Source organism: Streptomyces sp. NPDC007971, assembly GCF_042958635.1.
GTDB lineage: Bacteria > Actinomycetota > Actinomycetes > Streptomycetales > Streptomycetaceae > Streptomyces.
Genome location: NZ_JBIBJK010000003.1, coordinates 1 through 13,878 on the forward strand (window position 1 = coordinate 1; position 13,878 = coordinate 13,878).

General features: G+C 68.8%; 10 protein-coding genes and 1 pseudogene. 5 read left to right on the plus strand and 6 right to left on the minus strand.

All coding sequences use genetic code 11. The features are described from left to right. The 3 genes and pseudogenes from ACFZCP_RS06825 to ACFZCP_RS06835 all read left to right on the plus strand — a co-directional run. Positions 1-100, plus strand: a pseudogene (locus ACFZCP_RS06825) (IS481 family transposase); the annotation flags it as partial. Positions 101-290: 190 nt separating this feature from the next. After that, positions 291-941: a phosphatase PAP2 family protein gene (locus tag ACFZCP_RS06830; protein WP_391424748.1), complete on the plus strand. Its 651-nt coding sequence runs from the start codon at positions 291-293 to the stop codon at positions 939-941. A gap of 392 nt (positions 942-1,333) precedes the next feature. After that, entirely contained in the window at positions 1,334-2,434 is a 1,101-nt protein-coding gene (locus ACFZCP_RS06835) for a metallophosphoesterase (RefSeq protein WP_391424750.1), read from the plus strand. A 148-nt stretch (positions 2,435-2,582) separates the two neighbouring features. On the opposite strand, the gene ACFZCP_RS06840 is transcribed toward ACFZCP_RS06835, so the two are convergent. From ACFZCP_RS06840 to ACFZCP_RS06855, 4 genes are all read right to left on the minus strand, one after another. Further along, the gene (locus ACFZCP_RS06840) at positions 2,583-3,902 is read right to left on the minus strand and encodes an MFS transporter (protein ID WP_391424752.1); all 1,320 of its coding nucleotides are present in this window, start codon (positions 3,900-3,902) and stop codon (positions 2,583-2,585) included. Continuing rightward, complete coding sequence (locus ACFZCP_RS06845) at positions 3,899-5,110, minus strand: alanine racemase (RefSeq protein WP_391424754.1); 1,212 nt, start codon at positions 5,108-5,110, stop codon at positions 3,899-3,901. Before ACFZCP_RS06845 ends, ACFZCP_RS06840 begins: the two co-directional genes overlap by 4 nt. Then, complete coding sequence (locus ACFZCP_RS06850) at positions 5,107-6,822, minus strand: IucA/IucC family protein (RefSeq protein ID WP_391424756.1); 1,716 nt, start codon at positions 6,820-6,822, stop codon at positions 5,107-5,109. Before ACFZCP_RS06850 ends, ACFZCP_RS06845 begins: the two co-directional genes overlap by 4 nt. 98 nt (positions 6,823-6,920) lie before the next feature. After that, entirely contained in the window at positions 6,921-8,516 is a 1,596-nt protein-coding gene (locus tag ACFZCP_RS06855; RefSeq protein WP_391424758.1) for an IucA/IucC family protein, read from the minus strand. A gap of 589 nt (positions 8,517-9,105) precedes the next feature. On the opposite strand from ACFZCP_RS06855, the gene ACFZCP_RS06860 reads away from it, so the two are divergent. Both ACFZCP_RS06860 and ACFZCP_RS06865 read left to right on the plus strand, forming a co-directional pair. After that, positions 9,106-9,864, plus strand: a complete 759-nt coding sequence (locus ACFZCP_RS06860) for a response regulator transcription factor (RefSeq protein WP_362684266.1) — start codon at positions 9,106-9,108, stop codon at positions 9,862-9,864. Then, positions 9,861-11,345 carry an ATP-binding protein gene (locus ACFZCP_RS06865; RefSeq protein WP_391424760.1) on the plus strand — a complete coding sequence of 495 codons (1,485 nt, stop codon included), beginning with the start codon at positions 9,861-9,863 and terminating at the stop codon, positions 11,343-11,345. Before ACFZCP_RS06860 ends, ACFZCP_RS06865 begins: the two co-directional genes overlap by 4 nt. Positions 11,346-11,429: 84 nt before the next feature. On the opposite strand, the gene ACFZCP_RS06870 is transcribed toward ACFZCP_RS06865, so the two are convergent. Together ACFZCP_RS06870 and ACFZCP_RS06875 are read right to left on the minus strand one after the other, a co-directional pair. Next, positions 11,430-12,800, minus strand: coding sequence for an ATP-binding protein (locus tag ACFZCP_RS06870; RefSeq protein WP_391424762.1), 1,371 nt, complete (start codon positions 12,798-12,800; stop codon positions 11,430-11,432). Continuing rightward, entirely contained in the window at positions 12,797-13,459 is a 663-nt protein-coding gene (locus tag ACFZCP_RS06875; RefSeq protein WP_362684347.1) for a response regulator transcription factor, read from the minus strand. Before ACFZCP_RS06875 ends, ACFZCP_RS06870 begins: the two co-directional genes overlap by 4 nt. Between the last annotated feature and the right edge of the window lie 419 nt (positions 13,460-13,878).

The following is a 13,878-nucleotide window of genomic DNA, read 5'->3' on the forward strand; positions in this document are numbered from 1 at the left end:
CGAGTGGCTGCACACCTACAATCACCACCGCGGACACACCGCGCTCAAGGGCCAACCACCCGCCAGCCGCGTCCCCAACCTCACAGGGCAATACACCTAGGGCACGAGGGCAGCGGACCGCTCCGAGTCTTTACTTCTACGACGTGTAGTAGATTTGCTGAGCGGACACCTTCACGTCACTGCGTAGTTATCAGCATGCAAGGCGGAGGGGTCGTCCGGTGGCGCGTGCCCGTACCGCGTCGCCACGTGCCTGTCTCACACGACGTGCTCTCAGGGAAGGACGTCTCGCTATGACCGCGGCCGCCACCGCGCAGCTGGCTTTCGACGGATCCGGCATCGACGGATCTTTGTTCACCTCTGTCACGGATTTCGCCCGCGACACCAGATGGCTCAACACTCCGATGGAGTTGTGGACCAACCTCGGCCTGGGCGTTTTCGCGGTCCTCATGGTCATGGGCTGGTGGGCCGCGCGCCGCCGCGGCGCCCAGCCGATGGCCGTCGCCCTGGCCGCACCGGTCGCCGTCGTGACCGCTTTCGCCGTTGCCGAGGTGATCAAGAAGGTCGTGGGCGAGATACGTCCCTGCCGGTCGATGCCTCACGCCTACCTCGTGGATACCTGCCCCGCACCGTCGGACTACGCCTTCCCCAGCGGGCACAGCACTGTGGCGGCCGCTGCGGTCGCCGCCCTGTTCCTGCTGGACCGCCGCCTGAGCGTCATTGCCGCGGTGTTCGCCGTGGTGGAGGGCTTCAGCCGCGTCTACGTCGGTGCCCACTACCCGCACGACGTACTCGGTTCCGTGGTCGTCGCGTTGCCCGTCGCCTACCTCACCAGCCTGGCACTCCGTCGCTGGGCCACCCCTCTGGTCGCGGCCCTGAGCCGCGGCGCGCTGCGACCGCTCCTGACTGCCGAACCCGGCGCCGCCACCCAGGCCGTCCCATAGCAGTGCCCGACGGATGACCGCACCCGACGGCCGGCACACTCGACCGGCGACCCATCGCCACCCCGATGAAGCAAAGGGAACGGTCAACACCCAAGAGCACCCGTGCCCGACACCCGGCTCGGAGCGAGTCGGCAGACAGCGCTGCCGACAACAGGAATCGGTGCCTGCTGCTTGGGGCTTGCAGCAGGCAGTGGGGCGGTGGATCCCCGAGACAGCCGAAGGGGACGGTCGGCCGCACCGCCCACGTGGCGACCTGGGGCGCTTGCCGGCGCCGAACAGTCATCCTCTCTCCAGCCGCAGTTCGCCCACCGGCCGGGTGGCGTGCGCCGATGACCGCAACCATGACGCCCCGTCCGCTCCGATCGGACGGGGCGGGGAAGGAGCCTGCTGGAATGAGACGTCGCACCCTCGCCGCCCTGGCCGCGACCGGCGCCCTGCTGCTCACCGCCACCGCCGCGACGGCCGAGAGCGTCCACAACCCCTGGCCGTACCAGCCCACGTCGGACCGCACGGCGGTCCTCGCGGCGGTCGGGGACATCGCGTGCGAGCCCGACGGGGACGCCGAGGGAGTCGACCACAAGTACCTGTGCGACGGCACCCGCCAGAACGCCCAGACGCTCACGGCCGACCAGATCGAGACCATGCAGCCCGACCTGGTGGCCCTGCTGGGCGACGAGCAGTACCAAGTCGGCCGCTACAACGACTTCATGGGCTCCTTCGACCGGACCTACGGCGCGTTCAAGTACCTCCAGCGACCGGCACCCGGCAACCACGAGTTCTACGACTACAAGGACGGAGAGAAGGGAGTCGACGGCTCCGGCTACTACTCGTACTACAACGGCCGCAGCCTGGACTCCACCGGCAGCCCGCTCACCGACGCCGAGGGCCAGCCCGTGCCCCGCGCGCACGGCCAGGCGGGCACCGCCGGCCGGGGCTGGTACTCCTACGACCTGGGCGCCTGGCACATCATCTCCCTCAACGCCGAATGCGCCGTACAGACCGGCGGTTGCTCCCCGGACGGTACCTGGGTGAAGCAGCAGGCGGCATGGTTGCGGGACGACCTCGCCGCCGACGGCGCCACGTGCACACTGGCCTACTGGCACCAGCCGGCGTTCAGCGCCAGCGCCTCACCCTCCGACGAGGGGAAGATGTCGCAGACAGAGTGGTGGCCGCTGCTCCACAAGGCCGGCGTCGACGTCGTACTCAATGGGCACGAGCACCTCTACGCCCGGTTCGCGCCGCAGAATCCGCAGGGCAAGGTGGATGCTCACAAGGGCATCACCGAGTTCATCATCGGCACTGGAGGCGAGGGGCTGGACACTCTGGCCCCTGCGGACCAGTCCCCGAACCGTGTCACCGGCAACGACGCCTCCTACGGTGTCAGCCGTTTCAGCCTGAAGCCGACGGGCTACTCGTGGACCTACCAGGCTGCCAACGGCACCGGCTACACCGACTCCGGCAGCGCCCGCTGTCATGGGCCCGCGAACCGCTGACCGCTCCGACAGGTTGGGGGCCATGCGTTCAGGGCCCCCCATCCCAGTGACGCCGGGCGTCCGCCACACGGTGGGGAGGAGTGGCCGACCGCCGCTCCGGTGCGTGCTCGAACTTGCCGACGGCCTCAGGCGCGCACCCCGAAAAGGTCTACCGCCTGGGTCCAAAGTCCGGCGTGTCGACGAGGCGTTCGCCTGCCTGGTCGCCCGTGCGTCCTGGCGGAGCCTGCCGCTGGAGCATGAACGTCCATGGTGAGCAGGTCACCGCTGCCAACGTCGAGACGAGGCCGCCGAGCAGCAGGGTCCAGCGTGCGCCGTAGGCGTCGGAGACGAGACCGACCAGGGGGGCGCCGACGGGGGTGCCGCCGAGGAGTACGAGGAAGTAGGCGGACAGGACGCGGCCGCGCAGATGCGGTTCGGCGTGGAGCTGGATCAGGGAGTTGGCGGTCATGGTGATGGTCACGGCGGCGTAGCCGGTCGGAACGAGCAGGGCCAGGAACGTGTTGTAGCCGGGCATCAGTCCCAGCGTCGCCTCCAGCAGACCGAAGGCGACCGTGGCAGTGACCAGGCGCCGTCCCGTGGGCGGCCGTTTGATCCTTGCGCCGAGTATCGCGCCCACGAGGCTGCCGACCGCGTATCCAGCCGAGAGACAGCCGAAGGCCGCGGCGTCCGAGTGGAAGACGGTGATCGCCATCAGGGAGGTGGTGACCTGGAAATTGAAGCCGAAGGTGCTCACGAAGGCGATGAGGGTGATGGGCAGACGAAGCTCGGGCGTTGACGCGATGTGCCGGAACGCGTCGCGCAACCTTGTGCCGCCGTGCTCGGACGGGGCAGGGCCTTGGAGGCCGCCGACGGGGGCGAGCAGACCGTACAGGACTGCCAGGTACGAGACGGCGTTGATGAGGAACACCGGGCCGACCCCGACGGCCGCCGCTGTCAGCCCCGCTGCCGCGGGGCCGAGGATGCGGGCGACGTTGAACTGGGTGGAATTGAGACTGACCGCAGTCGCCACTCGCTCGCGTGTGACCAGTTCGGAGACGAAGGCGCTGCGTGCCGGGCTGTCGATGGCGGTGGCTGTGCCAAGGGCGAAGGCCAGGGCGTACACCATGGGAAGACTCACCGCTCCGGTGACGGTGAAGAGGCCGAGCAGCAGGGACTGTACGGCCATGCCGGTGTGGGTGACCAGCAGGAGTCGGCGTTTGGAGCAGCGATCGGCCAGGACGCCTCCAGCCAGACTGAACAGCGTCTGGGGGAGAAACTGAAGTGCGGTCACCATGCCGACAGCGCTGCCGTTGTTGCCGGTGAGATGCAGGACCAGCAGGTCCTGGGCTGCACGCTGCATCCAGGTGCCGACGTTCGAGGTCAGCTGGCCGAGCAGATATCGGCGGAAGGCCGGGATGGCCAGGGTGGCGAGCACCGCGCCCGGCGTCTGTGGCTGCTGGGGGGCGGGGGTGCGGGTGTACGCACTCATGCGGTCCGGCAGACACACTTGTACGGCACGGGCCGGTCCCCCTCGTCGTGATGGTGGAAGGTGGGGTGGGGGTGCATGAGGAAGCCCTGGTGGGAGATGTTCCAGGCGTAGGCGCCGGCCATGGCGAAGGCGATGCGGTCGCCGACTCGCAGTCGGTTGATCATGATCCGGCGGGCCAGCACGTCCTTGGGTGTGCAGAGTTGACCGACGAGAGTCACCGGCTCGTCGCGTACCTCTGGGCGGATCCAGGGAAGGTGCCACGCGTCGTCGGGAACGATCTCGAAAGGCTGGTCGTGCTGTTTCGCGGCGGGCGTGCGCAAATGGTGCGTACCTCCGCGGAGGACGGCGAACGCTTCGCCCCGGCTGAATTTGACGTCCAGAACCCGGGTGACGTATGTGCCGCAGTAGGCCGTGACCGACCGGCCGGGTTCGATTTTCAACGTCAGACCGGGGTGGCGTGCGAGGATCCGCTGGAGTCCGGTGCCGAAGGCGGACCAGTCGAATGTCTTGTGCGGGCGGTCGTAGTCGACGCCCATGCCTCCGCCGACATTGATCTCGGTCAGCTCGGTCCCCCGCTGGCGCCTCCAGCAGTCTGCCCAGCTCACCACTTCGTCGACCAGGGCCAGATGGGCTCGGGCGTCCAGGCCGCTCGCCAGGTGGACATGGAGCCCTTGCAGTCGGATGCGCTCGTCGTCGGCGATGATCCGCAGGCATCGGTCCAACTGGGAGGGATCCAGCCCGAAGGGGCTGGGCCCGCCCCCCATGGTCAGTGCCGTCTGCCGCATCACCACGGGCGCGTTGACGCGCAGGAGGATGTCGGAGGTGCGGTGGCCCATGACGCTCGTCAGGAGGCGCAGCTCTTGCTCGCTGTCGACGTGCAGGCGTTCCACACCGGCGGACAGCGCCTCGTCGAGATCGGTCGAAGTCTTGCCGGGGCCGCCGAAGACGATCGCCGCGTCGGGCAAGAGGGCACGGACATGACGTAGTTCGCCGCCGGACGCAACCTCGAATCCGTCGACCTGCTCGGCCAGGGCCTGCAGAAGGTGTGGATCGGGGTTGGCCTTCACCGCGTACAGCAGCTCCACGCGACGAGGCAGCGTGGCGCGGATGGACCGTGTGTGCTGCCGCAGGCTCGGCAAATCGTAGACGTAGGAAGGAAGTTGAGTGTCGGGGAGGTGGCGGACGTGGTGGAGCAACGACTCTTTCACTGGTTCAACTCCCTTGGGAAGCAGGCGCCCAGCGGGCTGGGCAGGGGCACATAGGTGGCGTGCCGGTCGGCTTTGCGGGCCCAGCGCAGGAGGAGATTGGCCTTGGCGGGCAGCGGGACGCCTGAGAGCAGGGCGCGCAGACGTGGTGGTCTGCCGGCGGTACGGGCGTATGCGTCGAGACGGTCGCGGACCACGCCCCACAGTGCCGATTCCAGAGTCGGTTCGAGGTCGGCGAGGGCGCCCAGCACCTCCGAGACGTGATTCACCAGGAGGCAGTACGCGACCCGGTTCCAGCCCTGTTCGACGTCGTAGGTGAGGGGCTGTCGCACATCATCGGGAAGGGTGGCGAGGAAACGCGCGTGGTGGTGTGGCAGCAACTTGGTCCCCTCCAGGTCCCGGAAGAGCATCTGTGCCGGCGCTCCGTCGGCGTGCACGCCGACCACGACGTTCTGCAGGTGTGGTTCCATGACGACGCCATGTTCGAAGTACGCGCTCAACACCGGCGGCAGCAGCAGCCGGAGGTAGGTGTCCCACCAGCTCAGGACATCCTGGTTGCCCCGTGCGAGCAGGTGGGAGACGTGGGCGGCGCTGGTGGCGTACTCGTCCGCAATCGCGGCAGCGAGCAGTGGGGTCACCCCGGGGCGCAGGTGGGGGAGTAGTCCGGAGCGGACGATGACACCGAATCCCTCCACCAGCGCGGTGTCGCCGTCTGCGGCGAAGGTGCGGTACCCGGGTTCCTCGAGCAGTGCGCACCCGGGAAAGCGTTCGGCCAACCGGTCCATGACGGGTTGGAGCAGGCCGTTCAGGGCAACGGCACCGGGCAACTCGTAACTGGCGTGCTTGCGGACGCAGTTGGTGAGACGGATGTTCAGACTGAACTTGAGGAACGTGTCGGTGTCCGGCTGATACAGCGTGCGGACCGACGCGGTCGGCGCGAACTCGGGTCCGTTCACGCCCTTGTCGAGTACGTCCCCCGCGGCCATCGCCGCACGCAGACGGTTGTGCCGGCTCAGCAGCCGGAACTGCCAGGGGTGCACCGGGAGCGTCACGAACTCCGGGTCGGTCACCGGGCACAGCGCGTCGAGTTCGGTCACGTCGCCTTCCTCCTGCACCAGATGACGGCGCACGGCCAGGTGACGCAGCCGGAAGCGGGCGCCGGTTTCCGGTCCGTACGCCAGCCAGTCCGCTGTGTCACCGGTGCGGGCTTTCGGGGTGGGGTGGAAGCGATGGCCGAAGACGAGAGCTTGTTCCGAGGCCACATACGGGTCTTGCTGCGGCATCGTGTGCGCCCGGTGTTCGAGGGCCGCGCGGATGGTCTCGCGGCTGTCGGCCACCTGATCCAGGAACTCACCGTTGGCGTGACCGGTGCGCAGTTCCAACTCCTCCATGACATAGGCGGCCAGTTCGTGCCAGCCGACGGGAACCCATGCGGTCTCGGTGAGTCGCTGGAGGGGGCCCTGGAACCGGTGTGCGCCGATCAGCGATACCCGGCGCAGCCGTGCTCGCAGCAGCAGGTCGCGGCGGGGCAGGCGCAGCAGCAGGTGGTCGCGGTCGACGGTCACCTGGCGCTCGGGTGCGGACACCTCGCGGATCAGGCAGTTGAGGAGGGTGTGGGTGGTGACGGTGTCGGCGGTCTGAGCAGGCGTGGTAGGCGTCGCCGCTGTCGGATCGGTCGGCATGGTGCCGTTCGGGACGGTAGTGGACGTGGTCATGGGTGGCTCCAGGGCGTCGGAGGCGGTGCTTCAGTCGCTCCCGGCAGGGCGGGAAGGAGTCATGTGCCGACCATCGGGTCAGGGTGGGCACACGAAGGTCAGCGATGCAGAGCGAGTGGATTGGGGGCAGCGGTCCACTGCGCCCTGCCCGGAGCGTCGGCCAGGCGCATGGCAATGGTCGCCTTGAGCGGTACGGTCGCGCCGAAGAAGGCTGCGGCATCATCGCTGTCCGGTAGCTCGGCGTACACACTGCGGCCGGCCTCTGCCACCGTTGCCCACAGCTCCGCGGGATCGGCTGCCCTGGTTCGTGCCAGGACCTCGACCAGTTCGCTGAACACCCCGCTGATCAGTGCACCGAACAGCTTGCTGTGCAGCGTGTCGACGTCATCGCCGGCGCGGGTCCCGGCCAGGGGCGGCAGCGCGTAGCCGTAGTCGGACAGTCGGTGCGGACTGACCCGCACCCCGTCCAGGTCCCGGTAGAGCACGCGTACCGGCCGGCCGTCCCGCAGCACGACGAGTGTGTTCTGGCCGTGGGCCTCCAGCGCCACTCCCATGGACAGCAGGGTGAGCACGGGAGGCAGCACGAGTTCGGCGAAGTCCATCAGCCAGCGCACCGGATCACCCGCCACGACAGCGGCTCCGGTCGCGTGCACCGAGGTCAGGGGTACGGCGACCTCTCCGACCCCTAGGTGCGAGTCGGGGGATTCTCTGATCATGGCCGCGAGGCTCGCGGATGCCTGCCCGTTCACCCGTACGGCCCCGCCGCCCAGCTCGCGCAGGATCCTCAGACCTTCGCCGAACCCGGACTTGTCGAGGACCGCCGACACCAGGTCCGACAGGGGCGGTCCGTCGGCGACCTCCACGGGTGAGATGGTGCGAAGGTAGTTGGTGACCTGTACGTCGAGCGAGGTCTTGATGTGGCAGCCTGCCAAGCCGGTACCGGGCGCCAGCGTGCGCAGCGACAACAGGGGGCGGGCCCGGATCGTTCGTCGTGTCGGAACGAGTTCGGGGTGGCGCACCAGCACGTGGTCCCGCTGCCAGGGGTGGACCGGCAGCAGGAACGTGCCGTCGTCCCGCAGCTCGTCCGGCCAGCTGCCGGCACCCAGCCAGCGGTCCGCCGGGACCGGAACCAGGGCGAGGTCGATCACCGGGTGGTGCTCGGGCGCGTAGGCGAGCACGTCGGTGACGCTCATGCCACTCCGTGTGCGGCAGCAGGGGTGCTGCGGATGGCCGTCCACCACTGCCTGCTCGGCATCGACCGAATCGTGGAGCGCAGAGGGCAGGTGGCCATTCGCTGCGCGGGCCAGCGCGAGGTTCACCACGCTGTTGTCGAGTTCCTCCGCGAGGCGACTCGCGGCGCGAGTGCGCAGGCCCAGCTGCGCGAGCAGTGCGGCCGGTTCACGGATCGGTCCTTCGGGTCCTGCCACGGTGAAGTCGTCCGGCACCTGAGCGAACCGCCGGGCGCAGGACTCGGGTCCGGTGAGGCGGCCCCCGTTGCGCAGATCGACGATCAGTGTCTCCGCGTCCTGCCGTCGCGCAGCCAGCCCGGGAAGAGGCTCTCGTCCGAAGGCGCCCCACAGACGGGCAAGCACAGTAGCCCTTGCCCCCGCGAGCGCCATCATGAACGGCTGCACGAGATCCGGGCGCGTCCTGCTCAGTTCGCCGATCGTCGCGTCGATCGTCGTTTCGGGCATCTTCATCGCCTTTGGCTGCAATCGAACGAGTATTCGATGAGATGGCAGGGTTCTTGACCAGGCATGGGCATCCCCAGGAGTCGAGAAGGTATTTCTCCATGCGGCGTCCCTGGTACGCGGTGCCGCACTTCGGACCCTAGGCGACGTCCTGTAAAGGAGAATCCAGCGCACATACAGCGGGTGCCACGCCGGCAGGACGGCGAATGCATGAAAACGTGGACGCCCGAGCACGGGACATGGCGGGGAGGCGCCATGGGAGGGGTGCGCGGGGTGTGCGCAGTCGACGGGGTCGTACCGAGGCCAAGCTCCCGAAGATGTAGAGCACTTACTGGACTGTCGTGCGTTGCCGACGGGGGTCTGAGGCGGTCCGACGCCCCGGTCCTTGTCTCATTGCTAACTCCGTGCTGGCGATTCGTTTGATGTCCCGGAACTTTTTTAGGTGAATGCGTCCACTGTCTGGCGGATTCACCTACGAAGCTCTTCATCAGACTTCTTTTATCGGCAACGCGGCGAGTGCGAAATCACCGGGACGGGGGAGTGGCGCGGCGATGAGACGCGCGCCGGGGCTGGAGTGCGTGAGCCTGTCGGTATGCACGTTTTGCTGATCGAGGACGACGACCGGGTGGCCGAGCCCCTGGCGGAGGGTCTGCACCGTTTCGGGTTCACCGTGGAACACGCCCGGACCGGCGCCGAGGGCCTGGCGGCAGCAGAGCCGGCGATGGTGTTGCTGGACCTGGGGCTGCCGGACATGGACGGCATCGACGTCTGCCGGGCGCTGCGAGCGCGCTCCTCTGTGCCGATCATCATGATCACCGCCCGTGACTCCGAGGTGGACAGGGTGCTCGGCCTCGAACTGGGCGCGGACGACTATGTGTCGAAGCCGTTCGGAGTCCGGGAGCTGGTCGCACGCATCCGGGCGGTTACTCGCCGGGCCCGCACCAGTCCCTTCGACGGAGTTCCCCCCGCCGTGTCCGGTGGCTGGGAGATCACGGGCACGTGCGACAACGCGCAGTGGATCGGCCCGCTGAGCATCGATCGCCGCACCCGTCAGGTGTGCCTGCAAGCGGTGCCGATCGCCCTGGCTCCCAAGGAGTTCGACCTGCTCGTGTGCCTCGCCGAGGATCCCGGAGCCGTCTGCTCCCGCCAGCAGATCCTCGACACGGTCTGGGAGCCGGACTACTTCGGGCCCACGAAGACACTGGATGTGCACATCGCCGCGCTGCGCCGCAAACTCGGTGACCCGTCATGGATCGAGAACATCCGTGGCATCGGGTTCCGCCTGGTCCCGCCTGCGGACCACCTGGTCTCTGCGCCGGTACGGCCAGAGCCGCGGCGGGGACGCCGATGAGCCGTCGCCTCCTGTTGAGCTATCTCAGCCTCATACTGCTGGTCCTGCTCGCCCTCGAAGTGCCGTTCGGCTTCGTCTACGCACGCAGCGAGCTGAGCCGTTTCTCGAACACGGCGGAACTGGGCGCCGTGACGTTCGCTGCCGTGTGCGAGGAGAAACTGGAGCACGGTCTGGCCGCGGACCTTCCCGAGATTGCGCGGGGCTATGCTCGGCGGACCGGCAGCAGTGTCATCGTCATCGACCGCTGGGGAAGAGTCCTCACCGATACGGCCACCTCCTCCGCGGTGGGCAGAAACCTCTCCTCCGAGCCGGACGTCGCCATGGCCCTACGGGGTCGACCCGCCACGGGTATCAGTGAAGATGTCGCCCCGGGCGACAAGGTCCTGTTCGTGACCGTGCCCGGCACTTCCAGCGACCCCACCCCATGCGTCGTGCGGACGCTCTACTCGATGGCGCCCCTCACCGAGAAGGTCCACGCGACGTGGATGGCACTGGCTCTCGTTGCCGTCGGTGTGCTGGCCGCCGTCGCCCTGGTCGGGTTCGTCTTCGCCCGCTGGACCACCCGTCCCCTGCGGGCCCTGGAGCAAGCCACGACGCAGTTGGCCGAGGGCCGCCTCACCGACCCTCCTGCCGCCGATCGCGGCCCGCCGGAGCTTCGTCGGCTCGCCGCCACCTTCACCCGCACGGCCACTCGGCTCCAACACCTGCTCCAAACCCAGGAGGCATTCGCCTCTGAGGCCTCGCATCAGCTGAAGACGCCGCTGACGTCCCTGCACCTGCGTCTGGAGAACTTCGAGCCCCACCTCGCTGCCTGCGCCCAGGCCAGCCTCAACGAAGCGATCGGCGAAGTGGGGCGACTCAGCCGCATGGTCCAAGGACTGCTCGCTCTTGCGCGGCTGGAGAACTCGGCGATCACCCCCGAGAGCGTCGACCTCGATGCGGTCGTTGCCGACCGGGCGGCCATGTGGACGGCCTTCGCCGCCGAACAGAGCGTCGGAATTACTGTGACCGGTAACAGTGGCGGGCAGGTGTGGGCGGTCTCCGGCGCACTCGAGCAGATCATCGACAACCTGCTCTCCAACGCGCTTCATGTTTCTCCTCCCGGGACCACCATCACTCTGGCGATCGCAGCCGCACCGGCTGAGGGGGACCGATGGCCGGCCTTGGTCGAACTGCACGTCGTTGACCAAGGCCCGGGCATGAGCGAGACCGACCGGAAACGAGCCTTCGACCGGTTCTGGCGTGGCGCAGACACGCACCACGACGGCACGGGCCTGGGACTGTCCATGGTTCAGCGACTCACCGACGCCGGCGGTGGCGACGTCACGTTGCTCGCGGAACCGGGCGGCGGCCTGGACGCCGTCGTGCGGCTGCGACCCGTCACGACAGCACGTACGCGGAACCCTTCCATGAGCCACCGCAGGATTGCTCCCACCGCTCAGCCACGACACAACCGGCAACCGGTCGGTCGTCGAAGCTAGTGCCCCGGCAGGCAACGTTGGCCCGGGGCGAACGTTGCCTGTTGGGGCACTGGTCGGGGGCCGGCTCGCATGGAGCAGGAGCGGTCACCCGGCGGGCAGGGTGACGGTGAATCGAGCCCCGGGGGTGTGCCCGCGGTCGTAGGACACCTCGCCGCCGACGGAGCGGGCCAGGCGTCGCGCGAGCGGCAGCCCCAGGCCCGCCCCGTCGTGACCGTCGGTGCAGTCGGCGCGGCGGCCGGGCTGGAACAGTTCGCTCAGAAACGTCCAGGGTACGCCGGGGCCGTCGTCGGTGATGTCGATCCGCACGGCACCCACGGCCCGTCGGACGCGGATGGCCACGCTGGAGCGGGCGTGGCGCAGGGCGTTGGAGAGCAGCGGGCTGACGACGCGCTCGAGGACAGCAGGCGTGACCCCCGCCTCCAGCTCCGGGTCTTCGGCCTCCACTACGACCTTCACCGATACCCGCGGGTCGAGCTGTTCGACCAGGCGTCCGAGTACGAGCACGACGTCGGTTGTGCCGGGGGTCTTCGACGGGCTCGGCATGCTTTCGCGGGCCTCATGGAGCAATGTGTCGCAGATGGTGCGCATGGACTGGGCGGCCTCGGCGATCACCTCGTGAGTGGCCTGTGTCTCGGCGTCCGTGCGTGGCCGGGCCCGCCACCAGTCGAGTTCGATGATGATCCGGGTCAGCGGGGTGCGCAGCTCGTGGGACAGCTCTCCGGTGAGCTGCTGTTCATGGCACAGCACGGTGCGTATACGGTCCAGCAGGGCGTCCAGCGAGGCACCGAGGCGGGCGAGTTCGGCCGGGTGTTCCGCTGCGCCGAAGCGTTCGACGGACGCCACGGCGCTGCGCTGCATGGCCTGATCGGTCATGGTTCGCACCGGGTGCAGGGCCCGGCCGACCGCGAGACGTGTCAGCGCGTAGGTGCACACGAGCATCGCGGCGTCCAGGGCCAGCGAGCCCAGCAGCAGGACGTCGGCCGAACTGCGATAGGGGCCGAGAGCCAGGGCCGTCACGACGGTGACGGCGTGCTTGTCGTGCAGGGGCTGGGCGCACAGGCGGACGGAGCCGGGGCTTTCGGCGGCCGTGATACAGGCGTGCCGCTTCTGGGCGGCGAGTCGGCCGGCGGCCAGGGAAAGCGGACTCTGCGCTGTGGCGGACGGTGGCTTCTCGATCACACGGGCACCGCTGTAGATCCACACGTTCGCGTCGAGGAACTGGTCGCCGGCGGTCTCCAGGACGCGCACCCGGGAACCTCGCGTGTCGACGGTCGAGGCGGCGGCGGCCGCGCGATTGCGAAGTTCGTCGTCTGCCTGGTTGCGCAGGTGCCGGTCCACCATGACGTTGAACACCACGGTCAGCACGGTCATCAGAAGCGCGGCAGTGGTCAGCGCGACCAAGGAGAGGCGACCACGCAGGGTGCGTGGCGCCAGGCGGCGGAAGTAGTCCTTCATGACAACCGGTGTCCCAATCCGCGTGTCGTGCTGATGGTCAGGTCGCTGCCCACCTCGCGCAACTTGCGGCGCAGCCGGGTCAGGTACTGATCCAGAGTGTTGTCGCTGACCTGCGCCCCCTCGGGCCAACCTGCCCGGACGAGGGCGCGGCGGGGCACGAGGGCTCCGTTCGCGGCGGCCAGTGCGGCCAGGAGCCGGAACTCCGTGGGGGACAGAGAGAGGTGGAGGTCGCCCACGGTCACGCTGTGCTCGACCGCGTCCAGGACGAGGTCGCCGGCCGTGGCCGCAGGCTGCGGGACTGTCCGGCGGAGCGCTGCTCTCAGGCGGGCGGCGAGTTCGGCGAGGTGGAAGGGTTTGGGCAGGTAGTCGTCGCCTCCGGCCGAGAACCCGGACAGCCGGTCCGAGAGCTGGTGCCGGGCGGTGAGGAAGATGACCGGCGCGTGGAAGCCATTGGCACGCATGGCCTGGCACACGTCTCGCCCGTCCGCGTCCGGCAGCCCGATGTCGAGGATGGCTGCCGCGACGTCCTCGGTTGTCAGCCGTAGAGCCGTCGCGCCGTCGGTGGCGAGGACGGGGTCGAAGCCCTCCTCGGACAGGCCGCGGCGCAGCACGTCCCGCAAGGCGTGATCGTCCTCAACGACCAGGATCTTCGGGCGCATGGTCATCCGTCGACTCCTCGGACGTGCGGGCCATGCCCACGGTGAACGATTCGGGCAGCCGTCGGGCCATTGACCGGAGGCGCCGTGCCGGCCGGCCGCAGACTGCCGGCCACCGGTGCGGGCCGGACCGCCCGGGGTACGCAGGGTCACCGTGATGATCACCAGCCCGGTCGTCATGACCGATGTGCTGCTGTGACCCTGGGGAAGGGCGAAGCCTGTGGCGTGTGTGGCCCGGTCCACCTACGGTTGACGTGCACGCTGCATCAGGTCCGTGACGCCGTGTCGCCGAGTCTGTCCCCGGGCCAGGCGGGCGACGCAGAGTGGCCATGGCCCGCAGCCGTTGCCGCGCCGTGCGACCCGCGACCAGCCCGACCACCACGGCCAGGATATAGGGGACGACACCGGCCCCGGTGGTCCTC